The sequence below is a fragment of the Mesorhizobium sp. HAY1-8B genome (assembly GCF_056868045.1).
This window is the reverse complement of the sequence record NZ_CP200321.1, coordinates 6,595,071-6,620,795: the sequence shown is the minus strand read 5'-3', so window position 1 is coordinate 6,620,795 and position 25,725 is coordinate 6,595,071. Positions and strand designations below refer to the sequence as shown.

The following is a 25,725-nucleotide window of genomic DNA, read 5'->3' as shown; positions in this document are numbered from 1 at the left end:
TTACGCCGCGACTTCCTGGGCCGCCCATTTGCGCAAGATCTGCGCGGTGCGCTCCTCATTGAGGTCGACCATGCGGGCAAGCCGCTCCTGCGGCGCTGGCCTGATCTTCTGGCGAAGATCATCGAGCGGGGTGGCGCCGGGCCGCGCGCCGGGCAAGGCGCCGATAGCGGCACCCGCATCGGCGGAAGCGGCTGCCTCCGGTGTCGGCAGCGAACGCTGGACTTCATCGAAATTGGGACCCGACAAAGCGGGCGTCGCCTTTGCCGTCAGCGCCGCCGCCATCGGCCGCAGGCCGAAGAAGGCCACAAGGAACACCACTACGATGAAAGCGCCGGCGTTGATCAGCGTGCCGGCATGCTGGCCGATGGAATCCAGCATTCCAGCCTGCGGGATCGCCTCGCCATCCAGTCCGTCGATGAACTCGACCGCGGAGACGTCGATCACGTCGCCGCGCTTGTCATCGAAGCCGGTGGCGGAACTTACCATCTTCTGAATCTCGGCGACGCGCTTGGCGATCTGCTCCGGGGTCGCGTCCTTGCCCAGGATCGTCTTCAGCCGGTCCTGGTTGACGACCACGGCGATCGACATCTTGGTGACGGTGTAGCCGTTGGAGACGGTGGCGATCTTCTTGGAGTTGATCTCGTAGTTGGTGATCTCTTCCTTGCGGTCGTTGGCCGAGGAGGTCTGCGGGCCCTCGGTGCTGGTCGCCTGGGTCTCCGGCAGGTTCTGTTCGACGCTGGCCGGGGTGGAGGCCTGCTTCTGGTTGCTGTTCTCATTGGCACGCACCGACTGCACCGAGCGCTCGACGCGCGACTCCGGATCAAAGATCGTCTCTTCGGTCTGGCGCGTGTCGGTGTTGACATCGGCCTTGACGCTGGCGCGGAAATTATCGGGCCCGAGATAGGGGGTGAGCGCGCGACGGATGTTGTCGCCGATCTGCGCCTCCACGGTCTGCTCGACGCCGAGCGTGCGGGCCGCGCTGGTGTTGGAGGGATCATCGCCGGCGGCCAGCAGGTTGCCGTTGGAATCGAGCACCGTCACCTTGTCGGCCGAAAGGCCGGGGACGGCGGCGGCAACGAGATGGCGTATCGACTGGGCGCTTTTCTCGGCGTCGATGCCGGCGTAGCGGATGACGACCGATGCCGAGGGCTGCTGTTCGTCGCGGCGGAAATTGGCGCGCTCGGACATGACGATGTGGACGCGTGCCGCCTTGATGCCCGATATGGACTGAATGGTGCGGGCGATCTCGCCTTCGAGCGCGCGCACACGGGTGATCTGCTGCATGAACGAGGTGAGGCCGAGCGAGCCGACATTGTCGAACAGCTCGTAACCGGCATTGGAACTGGTGGGCAGGCCCTTTTCGGCAAGCAGCATGCGTGCCTGCGCCGTGGTGCCGGCAGGCACCAGAACGGAGGTTCCGTCCGAACCGACGTCGAAGCCGATGCCGGCCTCGCCCAGCACCAGGCCGATCTGGTTCACGTCGGAACGATCGAGCCCGACATAGAGCGTGTCGTAGGCGGGACGGTTGAGGTAGACCGAGGCGATGCCGATGACACCCATCACCAGAACGGCGATGCCCGCGAGCATGGCGAGGCGCTTCACACCAAAATCGCGGAGATTCGAGATGATGCTCTGGATCTGTTCCGGCACGATAGAGCGACTCCCAGCATGATTGTCCGCCGGAACACTAGCCCTCGAAGCTTGTGCGAAAATGAAATCGGGCCGCGCTTGCGGCGCGGCCCGTGAATTGGAAGTGGGGGTATCCGTCGGTTACGGCTGAATTAGCCGTTCTTGAACAGCGACAGGATCGACTGCGAGGAGCTGTTGGCGATCGACAGGGACTGGATGCCGAGTTGCTGCTGGACCTGCAGCGCCTGCAGCCGGGTCGATTCCTTGTTCATGTCGGCATCGACGAGCTGGCCGACGCCGCGGTCGATGGAGTCCATCAGGCTCTGCGTGAAGGTCTTCTGCAGGTCGATGCTGCTCTTGGCCGAGCCGAGGATGGTGGCCTGGTCGGTCAGCTGGCTCATGACATTGTCGATCTTGCCGATCATCTGGGTGATGATGTCGTCGGTTACGCCTGCTGCCGTGATGTCGAGATTGAAGGCGGAAACGTTGTCGATCTTGGCAACCGTCGCTCCCGCCGCCGTCTGGCCAGCGGTGTTGGCGGCGATGTCGGTGGCGCCGCCGGCAATCGCGGTCGCATAGGCATTGTCGTAAAGGGTCTGGGCGGCCGCTGTCGCGTATACGGAAGTCTTGCGGTCGAGCGTGCCCTGGTTCTTGACGGCGGTGGAGAGACCGGAATCGAACAGTTTCGTGCTCTCGACATCGATGTCGATCGTTCCGAGCGAAATGGCGCCTGACGAGGAGCGATTGAAGGACGAGACGATCTTGGCGTCGGGCTGGACGCCGTCATTGTTGGTGGCGACCTGCGTCGACGTCACCGACAGGAAATTGGAACCCGAAAAAGTGGCGGCATCGGCAAAGGACTTCATCTGCGCCTGGAGCGCGGTGATTTCCGTCTGCGTCTTTGCCTTGGCGGCGTCCGTCTGGCCGACGGTGGAAAGCAGCTTGGTCTTGATCTGGCCGATCGTCGTCAGGACGTTGTTCATGCCGGTATAGGCGGTGTCGACCTTCGAGGCGCCGAGGCCGAGCGCATCCTGGACCGTCGACAGCGCCTGGTTGTCGGAGCGCATCGTCGTCGCGATCGACCAGTAGGCGGCGTTGTCGGCGGCCTCCGAGACCCTGTAGCCCGTCGAGATTCGGGACTGTGTCTGCTCAAGCGATTTGTTGGTGGCGTTGAGGCTTTGAAGTGCAGTCAACGCCGCAGCGTTTGTCATGATGCTCGCCAAGAACTCGCTCCTTTTCCCAGGCCGGCTTTCTCAAAACCGGCGTTGCCCTCGCGAGCCGCTGGCCCGCCCCATCGATTGCCGTCGACCCGACCGGACCGATTCGCCAATCCGTTGTAAGCTATGGTTAACCATGACTAGCGCGTTATGGTTAACGCCCTGTTAAAGGCGTGCTTTCGAGGGTTAAGAAACGAGGGTTGCGCGGGGCTGGAGCAAATGCAAAACGGGCCGCGCTTTTGGCGCGGCCCGTTTGACGATGTAGCCGTTTGAGAGCGATCAGCCGCGGAAGAGCGACAGGATCGACTGCGACGAACCGTTGGCGATCGACAGCGCCTGGACGCCCAGCTGCTGCTGAACCTGCAGAGCCTGGAGGCGGGTCGATTCCTTGTTCATGTCGGCATCGACGAGCTGGCCGACGCCGCGATCGATGGAGTCCATCAGGCTCGAGGTGAAGGTCTTCTGCAGATCGATGGAGCTCTTGGCGGAGCCGAGCTTGGTGGCGGCGTTCGTCATGTCCTTGAGCGCGGCATCGACGACCGTCATCATCTGCTGGATCTGGGTGTCGCTGGCAGCAGTGGTGCCCGAGAAGATGGCCAGGCTGGCGACCGTATAGGTGTCGGTAGCCGCGGCGGCGGCACCCAGGGTCGGAGCCGAGGCCGTGGCGACGGCGGCGCCGGTGGTGCCCAGGCGATTGGAGTCGAGGATACCCTTCGACAAGGTCGCGGCGGTGCCGGCTTCATACAGCTTGATGCTTTCCACGTTGACATCGATCGTCGAGATCGAAACCGAACCGGTGGAGGTGCGGTTGAAGGCCGAAACGATCTTGACGTCCGCAGCGCTGGTGGCCGTCGCGCCGCTGTTTACCGACAGCATGTTGGTGCCGGAGAAGGTGGCGCCATCGGCGTAGGCCTTCAACTGCTTCTGAAGAGCGGCGATTTCGACCTGGGTCTTTTCCTTGGAAGCATCCGTCTGGCCGTAAGATGCGGTCAGCTTCTGCTGGATCTGGTTGATGGTGGTGATTGCGCTGTCCATGCCGGTGTAGGCGGTGTCGACCTTGGAAGCGCCGAGGCCGAGCGCGTCCGAAACGGTGGACATGGCCTGGTTGTCGGAGCGCATCGTGGTGGCGATCGACCAGTAAGCGGCGTTGTCCGAAGCCTGGGAGACGCGATAACCCGTCGAGATGCGGGCCTGGGTGGTGTCGAGGTTCTTCTGGGTGGCGTTCAAGCTCTGCAGCGCGGTCAGCGCCGAGGCATTGGTCATGATACTGGCCATGGCTACTCGTACCCTAATTTTACAGGTTTTTTTGACATACCGGTTTGTCCGGTATGACGGAGCGGCATCATGCCAATGACCGTTGCGTTTGGGTCACCCGCCATCTGCGAGCGACTATGGCGGCAAGTCCCTACCAAAGGACTAAATCGGACGGTTAATCGAAAATAATTCGCGGAAAAATCGACGACATCGGACACGCTGCCCGGTTGTTCCGGGCAGGCGAGGCTTTGGCCGAGGCGGCAAGCTCAGTTGAAGGAGCGCACCAGGCTGCCGACGAGCAGGTTCCAGCCGTCGATCAGGACGAAGAACAGGATCTTGAAAGGCAGCGACACCACGGTGGGCGGCAGCATCATCATGCCCATCGCCATGGTGATGGTGGCGACGATCAGGTCGATGACCAGGAATGGCAGCACGATCAGGAAGCCGATCTCGAAGCCGCGGCGGATCTCGGAGATCATGAAGGCGGGCACCAGGATGCGCAGGTCGACCGTCTCCTTGGCAACGACCTGGCCGCGCTCGCGAGCGAGATCGGCGAAGAGGTCGAAATCCTTGTCGCGCACATTGTGCAGCATGAAGGTGCGGAACGGATCCGAGATCTTCTCGAAGGCCTCGGTCTGGCTGATCTGGTTGTCCATCAGCGGCTTGACGCCGGTGTTCCAGGCCTGATCGAAGGTCGGCGCCATGACATAGAAGGTCATGAAGAGCGACAGCGAAATCAGGATGAGGTTCGCCGGCGTCGACTGCAGGCCGATGCCGGCGCGCAGGATCGAGAAGGCGATGACGAAACGGGTGAAGCTCGTCACCATGATCAGCAGCCCCGGCGCCACCGACAGCACGGTCAGCAGGCCGAACATCTGGATGATGTAGCCGACGGTGGTGCCGTCGGCCTTGCCGATGCCGCCAAGGTCCAGCTGCTGCGCCGCCGCGACGGAGGTGGCGGCACCGATCAATGCGATAGCGAGAAGGAATTTTCTCATTCGAGCAGCAATGTCCTGATGAGAATTTGCTTGGCATGCCCCTGGCTGCGGATCGAGGCTCGTTCCTCGAGATCCGCCTTCAGGTGCTGGTAGCCGCTGGCGCCCTCGATCTGATGCATCTTCAGCGTACGCACGAAAGCCAGAAGGTCCTGATGGATATCCTCCGCCATCGTTGGCGGCTGCGGTGCATCGTAGACCACGGATACTTCCATCCTGATCCAGGTGTCGGTGGGCGAGGCGATGTTGGTGGTGATCGGCGCCAGCGCGACCAGCGTCGGTCCCGTGCCGGCTTCGTGCGCGGCGGCGGGCTCAGCGACCTTGCCTTCATTCTCGGGCGCAACCGGCACCGATGACGGTGCGCCGACGCCCTTGAGATAGCCGCCGGACATCCAGCCCATGCCGATGGCGGCGGCCGTCACCACCAGCAGCATGGCGCCCTGGACCACAAGGGAAGGGCCCTTGCGAGACTGAACCTGTTCGATACTGGCCATGGCGTTTTGTTCTCCAATTCCTAGAACGGAAGAACCTGGTCGAGAACCTGCTGGCCGTAGGCCGGCTGCTGAACCTCGCTTATGCGGCCGCGTCCGCCGTAGGAGATGCGCGCCTCGGCGATACGCTCATAGGGGATCGTGTTCTCGGCGCCGATATCGGCCGGCCGCACGATGCCGGCGATGGTCAGCACCCTGAGTTCATAGTTGACGCGCACTTCCTGCGAGCCGCTGATCATCAGATTGCCGTTGGGCAGGACGTCCGTGACGACAGCCGCGACGTTGAGCTCCAGTGTTTCCGATCGCTTTATCTCGCCATCGGCGGTCGTGTCCGTCTGGGAGTTGAGCGCTCCAGAGCCCTTGCCGGCGGTGCTGCCGACCTTGTCCCATTGCGCGCTGATGTCGAAACCGAGCTTGCGGTTGGCGGTGCGGCTCCTGTCGTTCTGGTTCTTGAAGTTGGCGCGGTCGTTGATCTTGATCTTGACGGTCAGGATGTCGCCTTGGGACAGCGCCCGGGGATCGGTGAACAGCCGGCTCTGCCGATCGTCCCACAGGGAGAACTTCTTCACCGGCTGCCGCGGCGTCTCGGGATATTTGTACATGGATCCGGTGCTGCCACCGTCGATGCCGGAGCCGACCGGCGACAGAGACGGTTCCTTGCCGACCTCCTTGAGGTTGGTTCCGCAGCCGGACAGTGCCGCGACCGCGCACAGGATGAGCATTCTGCGGATCATGACGGATCTACCCTTCGGGCTGCGCTGGCCATGATGCCGGTGAGCGTCGCCGCCGCCTTCTGGTCCATTTCGTTGAGAATGACGCCGGCCTTGCGTGAATCGAGCTTCATCAGGATGGCCGCCGCCAGGTCGGCGTTGACCATTGCCAGCCGTTCGGCCGCCGCATCGGGTTTCATGCCGGCATAGATCTTCACGACGCCGTCCTCGGCCCGGGCGAGGAATACCTCGCGCCGCTTCAGCCAGGTCTCGTATTCGGCTTTCTTTGCGTCCAGCGCTTTCATGCGCTCGTCGATGCCGGCCTGGAGCTGTTTCAACTCCTCGGCCTGCAAGGCGTAGCGGCGGTCGCGCGCGGCGTCGGCGATGTTGGAACAGAAGCGCTCGATCTCGCTCTGGTCGGGCGCTTTCTCCCGGGTCAATTGCTGCGGCGCCGCCGCGGGCTGCGCGCCGGGCAGAACCTGGCGAACGACATCCTCGCCGTGGGCGATGCCACCGGCAACGGACATGGCCGCGAGAGCCACGGCCGCGAACAGAATCGCGCGGGGAGGGCGCCTTTCATGGGATGAGGGAGACGAGATCATCGGCATGGCCTATTGGAGAACCAGATCGGCTTGCAGGGCGCCGGCCGACTTGATGCCTTGCAGGATGGCAATGATGCCATCCGGCTTGACGCCGAGACGGTTGAGGCCGGACACGAGGGTTTGCAGGTCGGGTCCGTCAAGCACGGCGACGCGGGCGTTGGGCCGACTGACATCGATGGCGGTGAACGGCTCGACGGCGGTTTCGCCCTTGGAGAAGGGTTCGGGCTGCACGACGCGCGGCGCCTCGGTGATGCGCACGGTCAGCGTGCCATGACTGATGGCGACGCGCGAGATCTTGACGTCGTTGCCGATGACGATGGTGCCGGTGCGCTCGTCGATGACGACGCGGGCCGGCGTGTCGGATTCAACCACCAGATTCTCGATCTCGGCATAGAAGCGGGCCGCCGAAACGTTCTTCGGCCGTCTGATCTGGACGGTGCGGGAATCGCGCTCGGCCGCCACGCGCATGCCGAAGCGCTGGCTGGTGTAGTCGTTGATCGCGTCGGCGATGCGGATGGCGGTCGAAAAATCGGGGTTGCGCAATTGCAGCGTCAACGTCGACTGGTCGTCGAATTCGGCTTTCACCTGCCGCTCGACGATGGCGCCGTTCGGCACCCGGCCGGCGGTCGGCACGCCTTGCGTCACTTGCTCGGCCTGACCCTGGGCGGTGAAACCCGAAACGATCACGGCGCCCTGGCCGACCGCGTAGATCTCGCCATCCGCCGCCTTCAGCGGTGTCATGATCAGCGTGCCGCCGGCAAGCGAGGTGGCGTCGCCCATCGAAGAGACGTCGATGTCGATGCGGGCACCCGACTGCACATAGGGTGGCATGTTGGCGGTGACGATGACGGCGGCGACGTTCTTGGCGCGCGCGCTGCCGCCTTCGGTGGCGATGCCGAGATTCTCGAGCATGGCGCGGATAGACTGCTCGGTGAACGGCGAATTGCGCAGGCTGTCGCCGGACCCGGCGAGCCCGATGACGAGGCCGTAGCCAACCAGCTGGTTGTCGCGCGAACTCTGCAGCTGGGCGATGTCCTTGATGCGCGAGGCGACCTGGCCGGGCGGCAGCGAGCTTGGCCCGGGCGAGACGCGGAACATGCGGGTGGTGGTCGCCGGATCATATTCCGGATCGTCGTAGACGCCGCCATTCCTGGCGGCGAGATCGCGCTTGGCCTTGGGTGTCAGGCCGTCGGCCAGCGCCGGCTGCAGGCCGAGCGCGGTCGCGAGCAGAAGGACAAGCGGGCGCATCATGAAGCGCTGACCTGGATGGTTCCGTCGGCCATCACCGTGCCGGAGAGGATCTTGCCGCTGTCGCTGTTGCGAACCTTGATGAGGTCGCCGGCCGAACCTGGCTGCAACGTCACGGCGGTTGCGGTGATCGTCAGTCCGCCAGCGACAAAGAAGACCTGCACCGCGGCACCCTGTTCGACCAGCCAGGCCTCGCGGATGGCGGTTGACGGAATGTAGCGGCCGGGCAGCAGCGTACGCTTGGCGATCTTGCCTTGAAGCTCCTCGGCGCGGGTCGCCATCGCTTCGGGCTTGTGCTTGCCCGGGATCAGGGTCACCTGCTTCAGGGCTGCAAGCTCGATGGTCTCGCCGGGATAGATGACCCGGTTGGGGATCAGCACGACCTCGCCGGCAGTCTGATTGCTGGCGATCTGCGTCGCCGATTGATTTGCCGACTGATTTGCCGACTCCTGGGCGAAAGCCGGCATGCCGCCGGCCACCAGCGCAAGGATCAGCGCGGTGCGGCGAAATGCGGAGCAGGAGATCGGCATGACCATCATCCGTTACCTGATGTTCTTGGAGACGACCGAGGCCATGTCATCGGCGGCCTGGATCACCTTGGAATTCATCTCATAGGCGCGCTGCGCCGAGATCAGTTCGGTGATTTCCTTGACGGGGTCGACGTTGGAAGCCTCGAGGTAGCCTTGCTGGATGGTGGCGAAGCCGGGGTCGCCGGGCACACCGACATTGGCCGGGCCGGAGGCCGTCGTTTCCTGGAACAGATTGTCGCCGAGCGGTGCGAGGCCGGCCTCGTTGGCGAAGTTGACGATCTGGAGCTGGCCGAGATTCTGCAGGTCGGTCTGGCCGTCGATGCGGGCAAAGACCTGACCGGTCTTGTTGACGATGACCTCGACGGCGTCGACCGGCACGGTGATGGCCGGAATGACATTGGCGCCATCCACCGTCACCAGCTGGCCGGTGGCGTTGGTGTTGAAGGCCCCGGCGCGGGTGTAGAGCGTGCCGCCATCGGCGCCCTCGATCTGAAACCAGCCCCTGCCGGTCAGCGCCATGTCGAAACTGTTGCCGGTGCTGGTCAGTTCGCCCTGGGTGTGCACGTTGCGCACGGCCGTCGTCTTGACGCCGAGTCCGATCGAGACGCCCTCCGGCACCAGCGAGGCGTTGGAGCGGTTGGGCACGCCCTGCGTGCGGTCGACCTGGTAGAGCAGGTCGGAGAATTCGGCGCGGGCACGCTTGTAGCCGGTGGTGTTGATGTTGGCGATGTTGTTGGCGATGACTTCCAGGTTCGTCTGCTGGGCATTCATGCCGGTGGCGGCGATGGCGAGTGCTTTCATGACCTACTCCTCAGATGCCCATGCGACTGACTTCGAGATAGGCCGAAACGACCTTGTCGCGGATGGCGACGGCGGTCTGAAGCGCCTGCTGAGCGCTCATCACGGCATCGACGACCTGGCGGGTATCGGCATCGCCCTTGAGCGCCTGCAGCGACACCTGCTCGGCATTCTGCAGCGTGTTGACGGTCTTGGACGCCGCCTGGCTAACCGCTTCCGCGAAGGAGGTGCCAAGGTTGCCGGCCGTGGCCGGCGCGACACCGCCCTGAAGCAGGTCCGTCGCCGTATCGCCCAGCCCGGGCTTCAGGTTCAGCGCGCCGATGCCATTCACGATCATTGGTTCCTCATCAGGTCGATGGTCATTGAAATGAGGTCGCGCGCCTGCTTCACGACTTGCAGGTTGGCCTCGTAGGAGCGGTTGGCCTCGGTCATGTCGGCCATTTCGATCAGCACGTTGACATTGGGCATCTTGACGTAGCCCTTCTCGTCGGCGGCCTCGTTGCCGGGCTGGAATTCAACGGGAAAATCACTCGGATCGCGGTCGATCGAGTTCACTTCAACCGTCGAGCTGCCGGACGCCCGGTCGAGTTCGGAGACGAAGCTGATGGTCTTGCGGCGATAGGGGTCGGCGCCGGGCGTGGTGCCGGTCGACTGGGCATTGGCGAGGTTTTCCGAAACCACGCGCAGGCGCTCGGACTGGGCGCCGAGGCCGGATGCTGCGACTTTCAGGGCTGCGGTCAGCGCGTCCATGATCAGCTCTTCACCGCCATCATCATCATCGAGTGGAAGGCCTTGACGATCGCCGTGTTGAGTTCGAAGGAGCGGCGCACTTCGCCGGCCTTGAGAAGCTGGTCTTCAAGCACGACGGTGTTCTTGGACGGCATGACCACGCCGTCATCTTCCTGCGGCTTGATGGTGAAGCCGGCGTTGGTCGCCGCGCTGCCGAGATGGCCGGCCTCGGTGGTCTGCAGCGACACCGCGGTACGGTCGAGCACCTTTTCGAAGGGTTCGACATCGTTTGCCGTGTAGCCCGGCGTATTGGCGTTGGCGATGTTGCCGGCGATCGCCGACTGGCGCACGGAAAGCCACTGCGCTTGCTTGGCGGCGAGATCGAAAAGGGAAACAGGCTCCATGGGAATCTCCGGGCATGTGCCCAAAGACTAGGCCGCCAGTCTTGCGCGGACCTTGCGGACAACCGCTAGTGCGTGACGCCGAAAAGCGTGAACCGGTTTTCGGACGACATCATGCCTCTCTCCTTGATCCAGAGCCGGGCACAACCGCGACGGCCTTATCTGGAAAGCGGGATCACCTGGTTGGCGCTGGTCAGCATGACCCATTTGCCGTTGCGCTGCTCGATCGACGATACCGTGCTCGAGTCCGGCAGTGTCGAGCCGCGCTGGACCATCCACAGGCCGGTATCGTCCTCGATCATGGCGCGACCGTTGGCGACGTGAACCATGCGAAATTTCGCGACATCGGCGGGGAAGGGCTGGTCGCCGGGCGGCTGTGCCGGGATGGCGTCATCCGGCACCGTTCCGGTGGCGAACAGATCGATGCTGGTGTTGGGAACATCCTTGGCTGTCAGCGGCGCGCTGCGCTCGGCGACCACGCCGCCACCTTCGCGTCCCGAATTGGTGCCGGTGCCGCCAAACTTGATCGCCTGGACGCCGAATTGGTCCTGGTTGAAGAAGATATACCAGGGAAACAGGGCGCAGATCAGGCCGAGCGTGACGCCGAGCGCGGCGATGACGAAGTCGCTCCGCCGGTCTGCCTTCCTGGCCAATTTCGGAAATTGCGGCTTTGGCGGCTGCGGCCATTCGGTGACGGGAAACAGACCGTCGATCAACGATTCGCGGCTTGCCTGCGTCGTCTCGGCGGCTTCGATGGGGGGAACCAGATGCATGGGGGCCACGGCAGTCTGAGCAAGAACAGGCTGGGATCTGGAGAGAGCCGGCTCTGATCTGGGTACAGCCGGCTTGGCTCTGGGCAGAGCGGGTTTGGCGGCCCTGGCCAGGACAGCCGCGGTCTTGGCGACTATGGCGCTGGCGGCCTTTGCCTTGGCGATCCTGGTCTCCTCCGCTCGAGCTTCCTCGGCGGCTTTCGCCTCGGCAAGCATCTCGCTCAGGATGCGCTCGGTATACTGGCGTTCAGTCTCCTGGTTCGGCATTCAGCTTTCCCTTGAGATGGCGGGCGAGATCGGAGAACGGATCGGCCGAAGGGCGGTCCCTGGGCGATTGCGTCAGCGCCTCGTAGATCAGCGGCACCTGGCGCACGGCGATGTCGAGTTCGGCGTCGGCGCCGCCCTGATACGCGCCGAGCAGGCGAATGTCGCGCGTGTCCTCGAAGCGGGCGATCATCGATTTCAGCCGCGTCACCAAGGCGCGCTGTTCGACGCTCCAGGCCTTGCCGGCCAGGCGCGATATGGACGACAGCGGATTGACCGGCGGATAGCGGCCCTGTTCGGCGATCGCGCGGTCGAGCACGACATGGCCGTCGAGAATGCCGCGCACGGAATCGGCGACCGGATCGTTGTGGTCATCACCGTCGACCAGCACGGAAATGATGGCGGTGATCGAGCCCTTGCCTTCCGCGCCAGGCCCGGCGCGCTCGAGCAGCTTGGGTAGTTCGGTGAAAACCGATGCGGGATAGCCGCGCGCGACCGGCGGCTCGCCGGTGCCTGTCGCCACCTCGCGCAAGGCATGGGCGAAGCGGGTGATCGAATCCAGCACCAGGAGCACACGTTGGCCCTGGTCGCGAAAGTGCTCGGCGACCCGCATTGCTGTGTCGGGCGCGCGCCGGCGCATCATGGCGCTCTCGTCACTGGTCGCGACGACCGCCACGGTCTTGGCCATGCTGTCGCCGATCGTGTCCTCGAGGAATTCGCGGACTTCGCGGCCGCGTTCGCCGATCAGCGCGACGACGACGGTATCGAACGCATCGGCGCCGGCGAGCATGGCGAGCAGCGTCGACTTGCCGACGCCCGAGCCCGCGAAGACACCCATGCGCTGGCCGAAGCAGAGCGGCGTGAAGATGTCGATGACCTTGACGCCGGTCATGAAGGCGGTGCCGACGCGTTGCCGTGCCATGGCACCGGGCGTTGTGCCGCCCGACATGTCGTCGCCCCTGATCAGCGGCGGGCCACCGTCGATCGCCCTGGTGAGCGCGTCGATGGCACGTCCGCGCCACGAGGCGTGCGGTGCGACAGCGAGCGGACCCCTGCGGAACACGGCATCGCCGATACCGGCATCGGCGCTGCGTTCGAAGGGCGCGATGACGACCTCGTCGCGGCTGATCTTGACGATCTCGCCGCGGCGCGTGCCGGCCTGGCCGCGCTGCTCGACGATATCGCCCAGCCTGGCGAAATCGGAAAGGCCGCGCACCTTGTAATGCGTGGGCGTGACTTCGGTGACCAGACCGCCACGCTTGACCAGCCCATCGGCGCTGCTGAAGCGCCGCCATACCCGCTCCAACGCGGCAAGCCGATCTTCCGGCGCCGGCTGGAGCTGAATTTCGGGTGCGCGGATGGATGGCTGGCCGAGCGGCATGCTACGACTTCGAGCCGAGCGTCTTGATCGCCTCGTCGGTGGAGGAATCCGTCTGCCGCATCAAGGCCGCGGTGTTCTCGAAGGCGCGCTGGACCATGATCAGGCGGGTCATCTCCATCACCGGATTGACGTTGGATTCCTCGACGAACCCCTGGGCGATGCCGACATCGGAGCGATCGGTGACCGGATCGGGGGTGCGCGAAGGCACGATGCCTGAATTGCCGTAGCGCACGAAATTCTCGCCCGGGTCGAAATTGTAGAGGCCGATCGAACCGACAAGCTGTTCGTTCTGGCGCAGCGAGCCGTCGGCGCCGGCCTTGGGCGGGCCGTTGCGAGGGTCGAGCTGGATCGGCGCACCGCCGGCGTCGAGCACCGGATGGCCTTCGATCGACATCAACTCGCCATTCTCGTTCATCGAGAAGCGGCCGTCGCGGGTCATGACGGTGCCGGCCGGCGTGTCGATGGCGAACCAGGCGTCGCCCTGGATGGCGAAATCGAATGGATTGCCGGTCTCGGTCAGGGAGCCGTGGGCACCGGAAAGATAGGTCTTGCCGGACGAGGCGAAGGATACCGATTTCTGCCCGGTGCCCGACACCACGTCCTCGAACTTCACGCCGGTAGCGCGGAAGCCCACGGTGTTGGCGTTGGCGACATTGTCGGCGATCGTGTCGAGCCGGCGCTCGAGCGCCATCTGCGCGGAAAGGGCGACGTAGAGACTGTCTTGCATGGTCAGAACTTCAACTTCTGCATGGCCATCATCAGGTCGGTGGAGATGCCCGACGTGACTGGCTTGGCAAAGAGCACGCTGATGGACGACACCGCGGTCGAGGTCGGATTGTTGATCTCGTACATGCTGGTGAAGCGCGTCAGGAACTTGCTGAGCTTCGCCGGATCGGTGAAATCAGTGAGGTCGAGCTTCTGCTCGAACAACTGCGCCTGCTTGTCGATGTCGGCGGTGGCGAAGGAATCGGGCAGGCCCAGCGCGGTTCGAACGACGCTGGCAAGCGCCGTGTCGGCCAGCACGTCGTACCAGCTGGTGATGTCGGGCGCCTTGCGCTGGAAATAGAGCGCCAGGCGCACGCCCTCATTGGTCTTGCCGGCATCCTCCTCCAGCGTCTGGCGCATGTATTTGTCGACGGTCGGCTGTTGCGCCGCATTGATGGTGGTGGCGTTCTCGCCGTACTGCTCGAAGTTGAAGGCCGAGGCCAGTGCCGCGTAGGCCGGATCCGTCTGCTTGTTGGCGACGCTGTCGGGGTCGCGCACGCCACCCTGCAGGACCTGTTTGATGAGGTCCTTGTCCTCGGTCGCCGAATCGAGACCGAACGCTGCCAGTGCATAGGTGTAGAGCCGGTCGTTCGACATCAGGTCGTCGATGGACTTCACCTTGGTGATGTTGGCGAGATAATACGTCGTCTCGCCCTTCACATAGTCTGAATTCGGATCGACGCCGGCGATCTGAGCCTGAGTGGCGTAGTTCTTTGTCACCAGCTGCTGCGCCTTGTTGTAGATGGTGGCGTCGGCGCCGTTGGCGGCGAAATTGAAGGCGCTGACGAACTGGGCATAGCGCTTGTCGGTCAGCTTGTTGGCGAAACTGTTGGGGTCGGTGACACCTTCCTTGAGCGCCTTGACCATGAAGGCCTTGGCGTAGTCCATGTCCTCCAGCCCGTAGGCCTTCATGGCATATTTGAACAGCCGGTCATTGTTGACGAAATCGTCGATCGATTTCACCTTGGTGATGTTGGCGAGATAATATTTTGTGTCGCGATCGACGGTCGGCTGTTGCTCGATGCGATCGATAGACTTGTTGATGTCCTTGGTGATCAACTGGTAGCTGGTAAAGGTATTGAGCAAGAACGTGCCTCCGGCCGAAGCTATGCCGGTACAATAGCCGCACTTCCTTGCGCGAAACTGAATCGCCCTGACATTCGGTTCCACGGCAGCTCGGATTCAAGCCTCACACAAGGCACGGGGACTATCCCTTGCACCTGGTGTGAAATGCGGAAGGACCTGCCGTGGGCATTCTGATTGGACTTGTGGTGACGCTCGGCTGCGTCCTCGGCGGCTTCATGGCCATGGGCGGGCATCTGCACGTGCTGGTCCAGCCCTGGGAAGCCGTGGTCATCTGCGGCGCCGCGTTGGGCACCTTCCTGGTCGCCAATCCGATGAAGACGGTCAAGGATACCGGCAAGGGCATTCTGGAAGCCTTCAAGCAGGCGGTGCCGAAGGAACAGGATTATCTGGAAACGCTCGGCGTGCTGCACAGCCTGATGCGCGAACTGCGCTCGAAGTCGCGCAGCGAGGTCGAGGCGCATATCGACAATCCGGAAGAATCAGCCATCTTCCAGGCCTTTCCGACGGTGCTCAAGAATCACGATCTGATGGCTTTCATCTGCGACTACTGCCGCATCATCATCATCGGCAATGCCCGCTCGCACGAGATCGAGGCGCTGATGGACGAGGAGATCCAGACCATCAAGACCGACAAGATGAAGGCCTATCACGCGCTGGTCGCGGTCGGCGACGGCCTGCCGGCGCTGGGCATCGTCGCCGCGGTGCTGGGCGTGGTCAAGGCGATGGGCGCGCTCGACCAGTCGCCGGAAATCCTCGGCGGCCTGATCGGCGCCGCACTGGTCGGCACCTTCCTCGGCATCTTCCTGTCCTATGCCGTGGTCGGGCCCGTGGCCACCAAGATCAAGACGGTGCGCGAGAAGAAGAACCGCCTCTACATCATCGTCAAGCAGACGCTGCTCGCCTACATGAACGGCGCGCTGCCGCAGGTGGCTATCGAGTTCGGCCGCAAGACCATCTCATCCTATGAACGGCCGACGATCGATGCCGTCGAGCAGAGCACGATGAACACCGCTTCCGCCGAGAAGAAGGCCGCCTGAGCGATGCGCGACAGCTTGGTACCAGCACTGTCATGACCAGTCCGGGCAGCCCCTCGGAGGTCCGCTCGCTGATCATCGAGCGCCTGGTCGGCGACAGCGGCGAGGCGGGCCAGGTCATCGGCACCGCCCGCGGCATGGCCGAGCGCGCCGCGCCGCTGCTGCAGAAGAGCCTGACCAGCGAGCTTGGCGTCCCGGTCACTGTCGATCTCAGGGCCGTCGAGGTGAGCCGCGTCTCGGAAGCACGATCGCGCGCTGGCGATACCTTCGCCATGACTATCGTCGCGTCGTCCACGTCCTCCGATGCCATGACCCTGGTGATCGACGCACCGGCGATCGCGATCGCGGTCTGCACCTTGTTCGGCGGCGACCCGGAGATGCCGGCATCGCCGATAGAGCGCGATCTGTCGCAGATCGAGATCGATGTCTCGACCATGGTGTTCCAGCAGGTCGCGCAAGCCCTCAACGGATCGGGACGACGCTCGCTCGACCTGCGCCTTCCCGTGCCGCGGGCGACGTCGGGCACCGAGGCGAAGCGGCACGTGCTGCGCGACGGCGCGGCGGTCCGCATCGTCTTTGGCATCTCGACACCGGCGGACACCGGCACCGTCACGGTGACGATGCCGCAGCGTGTCGTTCTGGCCAGCCGCGATGGCGCAGCCGCCGGCGGCGAGGACGACCAGGGCGCGAGCTGGCGCCAGCGCTTTTCGGAAGAGGTGATGCGCTCCACAGTGGAGCTCGAGGCCACCATGCCGCTGGCCCGCCTGACGCTCGGCGACCTCGCCGATTTCGAAATTGGCCAAGTCATCGAATTCGAGGAAACGGCGCAGTCGCGGGCACGTCTCGGCGCGCGCGGCAAGACGTTGTTCGTGTGCGAGTTCGGCAAGCTGGGGCAAAATTACACCGTCCGAATCAAGCATCCCTACGATGCCGGCCAGGACTTTATCGATGGGCTGATGCCGGCTTCCGCCGGGCGTGCCTGAGCATTGGAGACGACGCATGGCCAAGACCAAGGTGGAAGCCGCCCTCGATCAACCAGACGACCAGCCCGACGAGCAGCTCGACCGCGCCATTGAGGAGTTGCGCGGCGTCCTGCATGAAGAAGAGCAACGTCCGGATGCGGCGTTCAGGCCCGCTTCATCGGCCAATTCGAACGTGATCATGAACATCCCGGTCGATGTCCAGATCATCCTCGGCAGCACCGAGATGCCGGTCTCCGACCTGATGGCGCTGCAGAAGGGCTCGACGGTGGCGCTCAACCGCCGCATCGGTGAACCGGTCGACGTCGTGGTCAATGGCCGCAAGATCGCGCGCGGCGAGATCACGGTGCTCGAAAGCGATCCGTCGCGCTTCGGCATCAGGCTGACTGAAATCATAGCCGGCACGAAGGGCGCCTAGACATGGCTGGTGGGGCTTGCCGGTTGCAGCGGAGGCGAGAGGCAGCATGACACCGCTGACGACCTTGACGCGCGCGCAGAAGGCTGCCGCCATATTGGTGGCGATGGGCAAGCCATCCGCCAGCCGCCTCTTGAAATTCTTCAAGCAGGAAGAGTTGAAGGCGCTGATCGAGGGCGCGCGGCTATTGAGAACCATTCCGCAAAGCGATCTCGAGCGCATCGTCGCAGAATTCGAGGCGGAGTTCACCGAGGGGGCCGGCCTGCTCGATTCCGCCGACAGGATGGACACCATCCTCAACGAATCCCTGTCGCCCGAAGAGATGAGCGCGATCATGGGCAACAAGAAGCCGGAGGCGGCGCCGGAAGGGCCGCCGCCGATCTGGCCGGATCTTGAGAAGCTCGAACCCTCGCGGCTCGGCGCCTTCCTCGCCGGCGAACATCCGCAGACGGCGGCCATGGTGTTGTCGAAGCTGGCGCCGCAAGCAGCGGCGAGCGTGCTTTTGACACTGACGAAGCCGATGCGCGGCGAAATCATCAAGCGCATGGTGACGATGGCCAACGTTCCGGATGCCGCCGCCAGGATCGTCGAGAACCGGCTACGCGCCAGCGTGCTGGCGGAAACCTCGACCAAGGACACGTCGGCGGGACAAGCGCGCGTCGCCAGCGTGCTCAACGAGATGGACAAGCCGCTGCTCGAGGAGGTCATGCAGGATCTGGAAGCCGCCGGCACGCCCGATCTCGACGGTGTGCGGGCAAGGCTTTTCGCTTTCGACGACCTGCCATTGCTCACCCAGAAGGCACGCGTGCTGCTGTTCGACGGACTGTCGACCGAGCTTGTCACGCTGGCGCTGCGAGGCACCTCGGCGGCACTCGCCGAAGCGGCTCTGTCGGCCATCGGCGCGCGGTCGCGACGCATGATCGAAGCCGAACTCGGACAGGGTTCGGAGGGGGTTCCCCTCGCCGATATCATGGCGGCGCGCAAGACGATCGTGTCGACGACGATCCGGCTGTCGCGCGAAGGCGCATTCGAGCTTCCGTCGACGCAGAACGCCGCCTAAATCAAAGGATTAGAGCATGATGTCATCCGACAACCGCTTCACACTTTTCGGCATCATGCTCTAAGGCATGTCCGACGCCACCGACAAGGACTCGAAAACCGAAGAGGCGACGGAGAAGAAGATCCGCGACACCATCGAACAGGGCAAGCTGCCCCATTCGAGGGAAACCGCGATCCTGGCCTCCTTCGTCGCCATACTGGTGTTCACCGTCTTCTACGCCAAGGACGCGATCATCGATCTCGGCATGTTCCTGTCGATGTTCCTCGAGAAGCCCGAAGCCTGGCCGATGGACACCGAGACCGATGTCATCGAGCTCTACAAGATTGTCATGTTGGAAGTGGGTCGCGCCATCGTCAGCCTGCTGGTGCTTTTGACCGTAGCCGGTATCGGTGCCTCGGTGCTCCAGAACATGCCGCAATTCGTCGGCGAGCGAATCAGGCCGCAGCTTTCGCGCATTTCGATCACCAAGGGCTGGAACCGGATGTTCGGTGCCCAGGGCTGGGTCGAGTTCCTGAAATCCCTGGCGAAGGTCGGCTTCGCCATCGCCGTGCTCACCTTCACGCTGTCGGAGGATCACCGCAAGCTGCTCGCCGGGATGATCACCAACCCAGTCGCCTTCGGTCTTGTCATCCGCGGCATCGCGGTCGACATACTGGTGGCGATCGTCTTCGTCATGGGGCTGATCGCGGCAATCGATATCGTTTGGTCGCGCTTCCACTGGAGGCAGGACCTGCGCATGAGCAAGCAGGAGGTCAAGGACGAGTTCAAGCAGTCCGAGGGCGACCCGATCGTCAAGTCCCGGCTGCGCTCGCTGGCGCGGGACCGCGCACGCAAGCGGATGATGACGGCGGTGCCGCGCGCGACACTGATCATCGCCAACCCGACCCACTTCTCGATCGCGCTGAAATATGTGCGTGACGAGGATTCGGCACCGCTCGTGGTGGCCAAGGGGCAGGATCTGGTGGCGCTGAAAATCCGCGAGATCGCGAAGGAGCACAACATTCCGATCTTCGAGGACGTGGCGCTCGCCCGCTCCATGTACAAGCAAGTTTCGGTCGATAATGTGATCCCGTCGCAATTCTACCAGGCCGTCGCCGAACTGGTGCGGATCGTCTACTCGAAAAAGGCTGAGCGCAGACAGATTTCATGAATCGCCAACCGCACGCAAAATCCCGCGAGATCATCGTCGCCAACGCCATAGAGCAGGTGGTTGGCGAATTGCGGCTGATCGATGTCGCCGACTATATCGCCTTCATCCGGCTGGAGCATTTCGCGTGCCTGTCGGACCTGGTCGATTCAGCGGTGGAGCTGTTCTTCATGCCCGGCACGCTCAGGCTCGGCCACGGCGGCGAGGCGCATGTCGACTGGAGCGGTAGCCCGCGCATCGTGCTCGATCTGGAGTTGCGGCCGCCCGGGGTGACCGTCTATTTCCAGCTGACGCTGAGCGAGGCCGGCAACTCGGTCGTGGTCAATTACGTGTCGTTCGAAAAGCCTGGCGAGGATCCCGATCACAATACGGCGCTGCTGGAAGCGGTGATCGAACAGGCCCGTATCCGCAAGGTGGAGCCCATGGCCTTCTGAGGTCTGTTGCGGGCCCGGCGAGGCCGGCCTGCAGAATGGCGGTTCCCCGCGTTTTTTCGGGTGCTCACATACCCAAACTTACGCTCGCTCCGGCTCTCGTTATCCACCGGTTTGGTCGCTTCGCGCCCGTCTTCGATTGCGGCTCGGCCTGATCTCAATCTCAACAGACGTTGAGCGCCTCATCGATTCATTATTCGATCAGACCGAGCCGCAGCGCCTTGGCGACCGCCTGGTTGCGGTTGACGGCGTTGAGCTTCTGGGTCGACTGGGTCAGATATTGATTGGCTGTGTGCACCGACAGCTTCAGGAGCCGCGCGATTTCCTCGCTGGTGTTGCCGTTGGCGGTCAGCTTCAGGCACTCCAGCTCGCGCTTGGAGATGGCGCGCATCCTGCCGGTGTCGCCCGGACGGATGCGGGCGACCGCGGCGAACAGGGAAAAGCAGCGGGCGTGGATTTCGTAGAGTGCATCCTGCGGCAGGGCGATCTCCGACCCCAGGAAGACGACAAGGCCGCACTGACCGCGATCGGCATGGACGGGAAAGGCGATGCCGCTGGTGCCGGGCGCCAGCGGCGCCATCTGCTCGGTCCAGGCGAGGTTGCCGAACGTCTCGGTCATCGCGGCGACGCCGTCATCCGTCCACCAGCGTGGCTCCGTCGAGTTGTGGGTGTGGCGCACGATCTCCTCGCCATTGGCGCCCGAGATAAACTTCGTCGCCACCGCAATGCCGGGATAGTCGGAATCGAAACACGGGACCAGCCGTGCGCGTTCCGGCGACGGGCTGACGAAGAACAGGCCGAAGGCCGAGGCGCTGATGTCGACCGCGATCCAGCGGCAGCGGCGCACGGCATCGGGAATGGTGACGGCGTGATGTGTTTCGGAGCCGAGCGAGAAGGCGCCGAAGGGGCTGCGCTGATCGTTGAAAATCGCCTCCGCGGCGTCCCTGATGTCGGCCTGTTTCAAATGATGCCACTCCTGATCGCCGTGGCGATGGCCATCGCACGGTTGCTGGCCGCGAATTTCTGGATGGCGTGGGTGATGTAGCTGTTGACGGTGTTGGAGGAGACGCCAAGGATGACCGCCACTTCATCGGTGGTCTTGCCTTCCGAAACCCAGAACAGGCATTCGCGCTCACGATCCGACAGGGGATCCTGCATGGCCGCGGCGGCGATCAGCTGCGGAATATGCGAGAGCGCGTAGCAGCATTTCAATTGCGCCCTCATCAGCGCCGGCTGGTCGATCTGGCCGGCCATCGCCGCCGAGAACAGAGCAAACAGGCGCTGGCGGCCGACATTCAGCCTGAGCGAATAGATCTCGGCATGGCCGAGCACGTCGAGGAGACGGGCCTCTTCGCCGGAGACCAGCCCATCGACGTCGGGCGCCTCCGCCGCCACCAGCGGTCTGGGCCGGATGCCGGGCGCGACGGTAAGCGCGCCTTGGGCAAGGCCGGCGATCAGCCGCTTGCCGATCAGTTCGATGGCGTCGAAGATCCAGTTGGAGGAGACGATGCGCGCGTCGTTGCGGTCCTGGTCATGGACGATAGCAACCAGCATGTAGCTGTCGGCGCCGATCTCGGCGGTCAACTCCATGAAGAAGCTGGTCAGATCACCGCGCGACGCCAGGCGCGAGCCCAATGTGTCGGATTGAAGAGGCGCGGCGGGACTGCTCATTTGTTGCTTTTGGCCGGAATCGTTTCTGATGCCCGGATGCTGGAGAGTCAGCCGCCGAACCCGAAAACGCGTTACTTTTACGAGACACACACGAGGCGCGGGGCCGCGCCCAACCAGACGGAATCCATTCAGGGAACGCGAAGCCGTCCGCGTCTGGCGCCGGAAGATTCCGGAACGTGAGACTTTGGGTGGTCGCCGCGCCCCCCGAGGACCGGCTGATTCGGGTCTAATCTACCCGCAGATGAATCTGACATCAAACGCGATTTGACAAAATCGAATCCGATGGACTCAGGCGCGACTCAGGAGGCCATTTTCGCGGCCTTCGAGGGTGTGAGAATACCGGGACTGGGCAAGCCGGCCATATCGGCCAGATACATAAAGGGCGGCTGACGCCGCCCTTCCTTCGCCTTGTCGTTTTCTCCGAAAGGGCTGCCGCTTTCGGGCGACGAGCTTACCGGTCCTCGAAACCGGTCAGCACGCCGACGGCATTGATGCCGATCTCCTCGACGGCATAGCCGCCTTCCTGGACGAACAGCGTCGGCAGGCCGAGCTTGGCGATGCGGCGGCCGATCTTGGGATAGTCCGCGCTCTTCAGCTTGAACTGGCTGATCGGGTCCTTCTCGAAGGTGTCGACGCCAAGCGAGACGACGACGATGTCGGGCGCGTAGGCGGCGAGCCTGGCGCAGGCATCCTCCAGCGAGGCGTTCCATGCGTCCCAGCCGGTGCCGAACGGCATGGGATAGTTGATGTTGAAGCCTTCGCCCGCGCCGACGCCGCGTTCATCGGCATGGCCGAGGAAGAACGGATATTCGACCATCGGGTCGCCATGCAGGTTGAGGACCTGCACGTCGGCGCGGTCGTAGAAGATCTCCTGCGTACCGTTGCCATGGTGGTAGTCGACGTCGAGGATGGAGACGCGGGCCGCGCCCTGGTCGAGAAACCATTGCGCGGTGACAGCGGCGTTGTTGATGTAGCAATAGCCGCCCATGAAGCCGGCGCCGGCATGGTGGCCGGGCGGGCGGCAGAGCGCGAAGGCCGACCTTTCGCCGCCCTTGACCAGACCGGCCGCGGTCAGCGCCACGTCGTAGGAGGACTTGATCGCTGCCCATGTGCCTTCGACGAAGGTGGCGCCGCCGTCGAAGGAATAGTATCCGAGCAGGGCGTCGATGCGCTTTGGCGGTACGTCGCCGCGCAGGCCGCGCGTCGGCCAGGTGAAAGGCATCGCCGAACCCTGGAAACCGGATTCCACCCATTGCGGCCAGACCGTCGGCAGGAAGTCGATGTAGTCTGCCCTGTGAACGCGCTTGGCGGCGGCTAGGTCGTGCTCGACCGGCGCGATGATCGGACCGAGCTTCTCGCTTTCAACCCGCGCCTTGATGAATTCGGCCCGCGAGGGTTTTTCGAAACCCGGCACGATGGCCGATGTGACCAGTTCCATCTGGCCGGCATGGCCAGCATGAAGCGGCGAATAGACAGTCTTCATGAAATTCCTCTCGAAATGCGAAATCAGTCCAGGTTGAGATAGGGGCTCACCAGAGCCAGCCACATGGCTTCGACGTCGTCCTCGATGAGGTCGAATGTCCTGCGATCTCTCTTCAGTCCGACCAGCCGGCAGGCGTGCCCGACCTCCATCATCACCAGGCCGAGCCGTTTGGCGATCTTGTCTTCGAGAGCCGGATTCACATGCCGCAGCCAGGCGGCGTAAAGGGCGATGATCTGCTCGTCGTATTCGTCCTGGATAGGCCTGAGATCGGCGTTGCCTGAAATGGCCTCGATCACCGGCATCAGGGTCGCGTTCTCGAGATAGATACTGGACGTGTCGATGAAGAGCTTGCGCACTTCGCGCCGGAATTCTTCGCGGTTGGTGGGCCGGGGGACCTTGATGCGCTTCTCGATCACCTTGGGAAAGGAGGACAGCCAGCGCCGGGCGAGGTCCAGAAGGATGGCTTCCTTGTTGGGAAAGTACTGGTAGACCGAACCGACCGACAGGCCCGCGCGCTGCGCTATGGCGAGCGTCGTCGGAGTCCTGGTCCCTTGCTCTCGCGTCAGGATCAGCGCCGCGTCGAGAATCCGGTCGACAACCCTGCTCGACCGTTGCTGCCGCGGCTGCTTGCGCGGCTCGAGCGCTGTCCTGGTTTTGCGGTCGAGACTGCGCTTCACTGCTCGATGTCCTCGTTCCCCGCCTGGTCCCAACACAGGCGCGGGGTGCTGTCCACAATACATTCTAAATTCCGCATGTTGACAAACGCGAATAATCAGTCGCATTCTTTATCCACGCTGTCCCAAGGGATAACAAGGGGAATTTCGAAGGCAGCGGACTGGCATCGTTTTTTGTTCCGTGGCGCCGCTCAGGTGGGTGGCCGGTCGTCGAGCGCAGGGTTGTCGGTCTCAGTCGGTCATCAAAAGCGCGGAGTCGCGATGTCTGTCACGGGTGCGGGTCACAATGCGGATCTGATCGTCATCAACGGTCGCGTGCTGACCATGGACGACGACAATCCCGCAGCCGAGGCCGTGGCCGTCAGGGACGGCGCCATCATCGCCATCGGCAGCCGCGCTGTGATCGAAGAATTCAAGGGATCGACAACCAGGGTGATCGACGCCAAGGGCGGTTCGGTCCTGCCCGGTTTCATCGAAGCCCACATGCATCTGTTCTCGGGAGGGGCCGAGCTCGCGCATCTTCAGCTTGGCGGTGTCCACGGCTTCGAGGCGCTGCAGAAGGCGATCCGCGACTATGCATCGACAAAGCCCAATGCCCCGATGCTGGTCGGACAGGGTGTCGACTATACGGTGCTCGGCAGCGAGCGGGTGACGCGCCACCATCTCGACGCGATTCTGCCCGATCGTCCGTTCTGCATGGCCGCGCCCGATCATCATACGATGTGGGCCAACACCAGGGCGCTGGAGATGGCCGGTATCCTGCATGGACGCGCGCTTGGTCCGGGCAATGAGATCGTCATGGGTGACGATGGCCTGGCGGCGGGCGAATTGCGCGAGGGCGAGGCCTTCGGTCCGGTGCTCGATCTTGCCGGCGAGGGCCGGGTGCGGCTGGGGCTGGCCACCGGCGGCGAGCCGGATCCGATGCCGTCGGCCGCCGAACGCGCCGCCGACCGCGACATCATGCGGCGCGGCCTCGCCTGGTGCGCGCGCCACGGCATTACCTCCATCCAGAACATGGACGGCAATCTCTACCAGCTCGAACTGCTGGCCGAGATCGACGCCGAGGAGGGCTTGCCCTGCCGTGTGCAGATCCCATTCCACTACAAGAATTTCATGACGCTCGACATGCTCGACAAGGCGTCCGTCATGGCCGAGCGCTATAGCAGCGAGTGGCTGTCGTCGGGCATGGTCAAGGTGTTCTATGACGGCGTGCTCGATTCCTGGACGGCCGTCATGGTCGAGCCCTATGCCGACCGTCCGGACTGGGTCGGCGAGCCGCTGTTCACGCCGCAGCAGTTCATCGATCTGGCCGTCGCCGTCGACAGGCGTGGGCTGCAGATCGCCGTCCACTCCATCGGTGATGGCGCGGTGCGTGCGGTGCTCGACGGCTACGAGGCGGCGCAAAAGGCCAATGGCAAGCGCGACAGCCGTCACCGCATCGAACACATCGAGGTCACCACCACCGCGGACGTGCCGCGGTTTGCCGAACTCGGCGTCATCGCCTCGATGCAGCCGCCGCATCCGCCAGGCGCCATGGATTTCCCGCTCGAGCCGACCGTGTCGCGCATCGGGCCGGCCCGCTGGCCGCTGAGCTATGCCTGGCGAACCCTGAAGAACGCCGGCGCGCATGTCGTCTTCGCCTCGGATTGGCCGGTGTCGCCGATCGACCCGATCCTGGGCATTCAGGCGGCAGTGACGCGCAAACCGTGGGCAGAAAGCGATCCGGACCAGAGTTTTTCGCTGCAGGAATCGATCGCCGCCTACACGGTCGAGGGCGCCTATGCCGAATTCGCGGAGCATCGCAAAGGCACGCTGAAATCAGGCTATATGGCCGATCTGGTGGTTCTGTCTGATGACATCGAGAAGACTGCGCCGGCCGATCTGCACAAGGTGCGCCCGGTGACGACGATCTGCGGTGGCAAGATCACTTATCAGGCCTGACAATGGCATGAGGCTTGCT

At 63.7% G+C, this 25,725-nt stretch carries 28 protein-coding genes; 7 read left to right on the top strand and 21 right to left on the bottom strand.

The features are described from left to right. From fliF to AC1VON_RS31745, 17 genes are all read right to left on the bottom strand, one after another. Nucleotides 1–1,650, bottom strand: a complete 1,650-nt coding sequence (gene fliF, locus AC1VON_RS31825; RefSeq protein ID WP_483126046.1) for a flagellar basal-body MS-ring/collar protein FliF — start codon at nt 1,648–1,650, stop codon at nt 1–3. A 131-nt stretch (nt 1,651–1,781) separates the two neighbouring features. After that, nucleotides 1,782–2,852, bottom strand: a complete 1,071-nt coding sequence (locus tag AC1VON_RS31820) for a flagellin N-terminal helical domain-containing protein (protein WP_172348762.1) — start codon at nt 2,850–2,852, stop codon at nt 1,782–1,784. Between the two features lie 273 nt (nt 2,853–3,125). Further along, a complete protein-coding gene (locus tag AC1VON_RS31815; protein WP_172348763.1) occupies nt 3,126–4,121 on the bottom strand; it encodes a flagellin N-terminal helical domain-containing protein in 996 nt (331 codons plus the stop codon). A 245-nt stretch (nt 4,122–4,366) separates the two neighbouring features. Further along, nucleotides 4,367–5,098, bottom strand: a complete 732-nt coding sequence (gene fliP, locus AC1VON_RS31810) for a flagellar type III secretion system pore protein FliP (protein ID WP_027030822.1) — start codon at nt 5,096–5,098, stop codon at nt 4,367–4,369. After that, nucleotides 5,095–5,589 carry a flagellar basal body-associated FliL family protein gene (locus AC1VON_RS31805; RefSeq protein WP_172348764.1) on the bottom strand — a complete coding sequence of 165 codons (495 nt, stop codon included), beginning with the start codon at nt 5,587–5,589 and terminating at the stop codon, nt 5,095–5,097. Before AC1VON_RS31805 ends, fliP begins: the two co-directional genes overlap by 4 nt. Nucleotides 5,590–5,609: 20 nt before the next feature. Further along, nucleotides 5,610–6,320 carry a flagellar basal body L-ring protein FlgH gene (gene flgH / locus AC1VON_RS31800; protein WP_172348765.1) on the bottom strand — a complete coding sequence of 237 codons (711 nt, stop codon included), beginning with the start codon at nt 6,318–6,320 and terminating at the stop codon, nt 5,610–5,612. After that, nucleotides 6,317–6,904 carry a MotE family protein gene (locus AC1VON_RS31795; RefSeq protein WP_483126045.1) on the bottom strand — a complete coding sequence of 196 codons (588 nt, stop codon included), beginning with the start codon at nt 6,902–6,904 and terminating at the stop codon, nt 6,317–6,319. The genes flgH and AC1VON_RS31795 overlap by 4 nt, the downstream gene beginning before the upstream one ends. 3 nt (nt 6,905–6,907) lie before the next feature. After that, nucleotides 6,908–8,149 (bottom strand): flagellar basal body P-ring protein FlgI, encoded by a 1,242-nt coding sequence (locus AC1VON_RS31790; protein WP_172348767.1) that lies wholly within the window; start codon nt 8,147–8,149, stop codon nt 6,908–6,910. Further along, entirely contained in the window at nt 8,146–8,682 is a 537-nt protein-coding gene (flgA, locus tag AC1VON_RS31785) for a flagellar basal body P-ring formation chaperone FlgA (RefSeq protein ID WP_172348768.1), read from the bottom strand. The genes AC1VON_RS31790 and flgA overlap by 4 nt, the downstream gene beginning before the upstream one ends. A gap of 6 nt (nt 8,683–8,688) precedes the next feature. Beyond that, nucleotides 8,689–9,477, bottom strand: a complete 789-nt coding sequence (gene flgG, locus AC1VON_RS31780) for a flagellar basal-body rod protein FlgG (RefSeq protein ID WP_127275716.1) — start codon at nt 9,475–9,477, stop codon at nt 8,689–8,691. 10 nt (nt 9,478–9,487) lie between these two features. Continuing rightward, entirely contained in the window at nt 9,488–9,811 is a 324-nt protein-coding gene (gene fliE / locus AC1VON_RS31775) for a flagellar hook-basal body complex protein FliE (protein ID WP_172224748.1), read from the bottom strand. Then, complete coding sequence (gene flgC, locus AC1VON_RS31770) at nt 9,808–10,224, bottom strand: flagellar basal body rod protein FlgC (protein WP_027060084.1); 417 nt, start codon at nt 10,222–10,224, stop codon at nt 9,808–9,810. The genes fliE and flgC overlap by 4 nt, the downstream gene beginning before the upstream one ends. Before the next feature lie 2 nt (nt 10,225–10,226). Continuing rightward, nucleotides 10,227–10,607: a flagellar basal body rod protein FlgB gene (gene flgB / locus AC1VON_RS31765; protein WP_019860948.1), complete on the bottom strand. Its 381-nt coding sequence runs from the start codon at nt 10,605–10,607 to the stop codon at nt 10,227–10,229. 155 nt (nt 10,608–10,762) lie between these two features. Further along, on the bottom strand, nt 10,763–11,641 hold the full coding sequence (locus tag AC1VON_RS31760; protein ID WP_483126044.1) for a hypothetical protein: 879 nt from the start codon (nt 11,639–11,641) through the stop codon (nt 10,763–10,765). Then, nucleotides 11,622–13,019 (bottom strand): flagellar protein export ATPase FliI, encoded by a 1,398-nt coding sequence (gene fliI, locus AC1VON_RS31755; protein WP_483126043.1) that lies wholly within the window; start codon nt 13,017–13,019, stop codon nt 11,622–11,624. Before fliI ends, AC1VON_RS31760 begins: the two co-directional genes overlap by 20 nt. Before the next feature lies 1 nt (nt 13,020). Further along, the gene (flgF, locus tag AC1VON_RS31750; protein ID WP_172348771.1) at nt 13,021–13,746 is read right to left on the bottom strand and encodes a flagellar basal-body rod protein FlgF; all 726 of its coding nucleotides are present in this window, start codon (nt 13,744–13,746) and stop codon (nt 13,021–13,023) included. 2 nt (nt 13,747–13,748) lie between these two features. After that, nucleotides 13,749–14,870: a DUF1217 domain-containing protein gene (locus AC1VON_RS31745; protein WP_172348772.1), complete on the bottom strand. Its 1,122-nt coding sequence runs from the start codon at nt 14,868–14,870 to the stop codon at nt 13,749–13,751. Nucleotides 14,871–15,031: 161 nt separating this feature from the next. On the opposite strand from AC1VON_RS31745, the gene motA reads away from it, so the two are divergent. The 6 genes from motA to AC1VON_RS31715 all read left to right on the top strand — a co-directional run bounded on the left by motA (nt 15,032) and on the right by AC1VON_RS31715 (nt 19,940). After that, nucleotides 15,032–15,907: a flagellar motor stator protein MotA gene (gene motA / locus AC1VON_RS31740; protein ID WP_172348773.1), complete on the top strand. Its 876-nt coding sequence runs from the start codon at nt 15,032–15,034 to the stop codon at nt 15,905–15,907. A gap of 32 nt (nt 15,908–15,939) precedes the next feature. Then, nucleotides 15,940–16,887, top strand: a complete 948-nt coding sequence (locus AC1VON_RS31735) for a FliM/FliN family flagellar motor switch protein (RefSeq protein WP_483126042.1) — start codon at nt 15,940–15,942, stop codon at nt 16,885–16,887. Between the two features lie 16 nt (nt 16,888–16,903). Next, complete coding sequence (gene fliN, locus AC1VON_RS31730; protein ID WP_483126041.1) at nt 16,904–17,302, top strand: flagellar motor switch protein FliN; 399 nt, start codon at nt 16,904–16,906, stop codon at nt 17,300–17,302. A gap of 46 nt (nt 17,303–17,348) precedes the next feature. Continuing rightward, on the top strand, nt 17,349–18,359 hold the full coding sequence (locus AC1VON_RS31725) for a flagellar motor switch protein FliG (protein WP_172348775.1): 1,011 nt from the start codon (nt 17,349–17,351) through the stop codon (nt 18,357–18,359). A 67-nt stretch (nt 18,360–18,426) separates the two neighbouring features. After that, a complete protein-coding gene (flhB, locus tag AC1VON_RS31720) occupies nt 18,427–19,509 on the top strand; it encodes a flagellar biosynthesis protein FlhB (RefSeq protein WP_172348776.1) in 1,083 nt (360 codons plus the stop codon). Then, nucleotides 19,506–19,940 (top strand): hypothetical protein, encoded by a 435-nt coding sequence (locus AC1VON_RS31715; protein WP_172348777.1) that lies wholly within the window; start codon nt 19,506–19,508, stop codon nt 19,938–19,940. The genes flhB and AC1VON_RS31715 overlap by 4 nt, the downstream gene beginning before the upstream one ends. Before the next feature lie 190 nt (nt 19,941–20,130). Here the strand turns inward: AC1VON_RS31715 and AC1VON_RS31710 are convergent, their stop codons facing one another. From AC1VON_RS31710 to AC1VON_RS31695, 4 genes are all read right to left on the bottom strand, one after another. Next, entirely contained in the window at nt 20,131–20,901 is a 771-nt protein-coding gene (locus AC1VON_RS31710) for a response regulator transcription factor (RefSeq protein ID WP_172348778.1), read from the bottom strand. Next, complete coding sequence (locus tag AC1VON_RS31705; RefSeq protein WP_483126040.1) at nt 20,898–21,608, bottom strand: helix-turn-helix transcriptional regulator; 711 nt, start codon at nt 21,606–21,608, stop codon at nt 20,898–20,900. Before AC1VON_RS31705 ends, AC1VON_RS31710 begins: the two co-directional genes overlap by 4 nt. 451 nt (nt 21,609–22,059) lie before the next feature. Next, nucleotides 22,060–23,091 carry a histone deacetylase family protein gene (locus tag AC1VON_RS31700; RefSeq protein ID WP_483126039.1) on the bottom strand — a complete coding sequence of 344 codons (1,032 nt, stop codon included), beginning with the start codon at nt 23,089–23,091 and terminating at the stop codon, nt 22,060–22,062. Between the two features lie 23 nt (nt 23,092–23,114). Next, entirely contained in the window at nt 23,115–23,768 is a 654-nt protein-coding gene (locus AC1VON_RS31695; protein WP_172348781.1) for a TetR/AcrR family transcriptional regulator, read from the bottom strand. 258 nt (nt 23,769–24,026) lie between these two features. Here AC1VON_RS31695 and AC1VON_RS31690 point away from each other — a divergent pair, with 258 nt between their 5' ends. Continuing rightward, nucleotides 24,027–25,706: an amidohydrolase gene (locus tag AC1VON_RS31690; RefSeq protein ID WP_483126038.1), complete on the top strand. Its 1,680-nt coding sequence runs from the start codon at nt 24,027–24,029 to the stop codon at nt 25,704–25,706. The last annotated feature ends 19 nt before the right edge of the window (nt 25,707–25,725 follow it).

Coding starts and splice junctions, on each gene's coding strand:
- AC1VON_RS31700 (WP_483126039.1), bottom strand. CDS start 23,091: ATGAAGACTGTCTATTCGCCGCTTCATGCTGGCCATGCCGGCCAGATG.
- AC1VON_RS31795 (WP_483126045.1), bottom strand. CDS start 6,904: ATGCCGATGATCTCGTCTCCCTCATCCCATGAAAGGCGCCCTCCCCGC.
- flgC (WP_027060084.1), bottom strand. CDS start 10,224: ATGGACGCGCTGACCGCAGCCCTGAAAGTCGCAGCATCCGGCCTCGGC.
- fliE (WP_172224748.1), bottom strand. CDS start 9,811: ATGATCGTGAATGGCATCGGCGCGCTGAACCTGAAGCCCGGGCTGGGC.
- flgH (WP_172348765.1), bottom strand. CDS start 6,320: ATGATCCGCAGAATGCTCATCCTGTGCGCGGTCGCGGCACTGTCCGGC.
- AC1VON_RS31805 (WP_172348764.1), bottom strand. CDS start 5,589: ATGGCCAGTATCGAACAGGTTCAGTCTCGCAAGGGCCCTTCCCTTGTG.
- AC1VON_RS31725 (WP_172348775.1), top strand. CDS start 17,349: ATGACACCGCTGACGACCTTGACGCGCGCGCAGAAGGCTGCCGCCATA.
- flgF (WP_172348771.1), bottom strand. CDS start 13,746: ATGCAAGACAGTCTCTACGTCGCCCTTTCCGCGCAGATGGCGCTCGAG.
- flgA (WP_172348768.1), bottom strand. CDS start 8,682: ATGGTCATGCCGATCTCCTGCTCCGCATTTCGCCGCACCGCGCTGATC.
- fliP (WP_027030822.1), bottom strand. CDS start 5,098: ATGAGAAAATTCCTTCTCGCTATCGCATTGATCGGTGCCGCCACCTCC.
- AC1VON_RS31715 (WP_172348777.1), top strand. CDS start 19,506: ATGAATCGCCAACCGCACGCAAAATCCCGCGAGATCATCGTCGCCAAC.
- AC1VON_RS31815 (WP_172348763.1), bottom strand. CDS start 4,121: ATGGCCAGTATCATGACCAATGCCTCGGCGCTGACCGCGCTGCAGAGC.
- flgB (WP_019860948.1), bottom strand. CDS start 10,607: ATGGAGCCTGTTTCCCTTTTCGATCTCGCCGCCAAGCAAGCGCAGTGG.
- AC1VON_RS31690 (WP_483126038.1), top strand. CDS start 24,027: ATGTCTGTCACGGGTGCGGGTCACAATGCGGATCTGATCGTCATCAAC.
- AC1VON_RS31760 (WP_483126044.1), bottom strand. CDS start 11,641: ATGCCGAACCAGGAGACTGAACGCCAGTATACCGAGCGCATCCTGAGC.
- AC1VON_RS31705 (WP_483126040.1), bottom strand. CDS start 21,608: ATGAGCAGTCCCGCCGCGCCTCTTCAATCCGACACATTGGGCTCGCGC.
- AC1VON_RS31735 (WP_483126042.1), top strand. CDS start 15,940: ATGACCAGTCCGGGCAGCCCCTCGGAGGTCCGCTCGCTGATCATCGAG.
- flhB (WP_172348776.1), top strand. CDS start 18,427: ATGTCCGACGCCACCGACAAGGACTCGAAAACCGAAGAGGCGACGGAG.
- flgG (WP_127275716.1), bottom strand. CDS start 9,477: ATGAAAGCACTCGCCATCGCCGCCACCGGCATGAATGCCCAGCAGACG.
- AC1VON_RS31790 (WP_172348767.1), bottom strand. CDS start 8,149: ATGATGCGCCCGCTTGTCCTTCTGCTCGCGACCGCGCTCGGCCTGCAG.
- fliN (WP_483126041.1), top strand. CDS start 16,904: ATGGCCAAGACCAAGGTGGAAGCCGCCCTCGATCAACCAGACGACCAG.
- fliI (WP_483126043.1), bottom strand. CDS start 13,019: ATGCCGCTCGGCCAGCCATCCATCCGCGCACCCGAAATTCAGCTCCAG.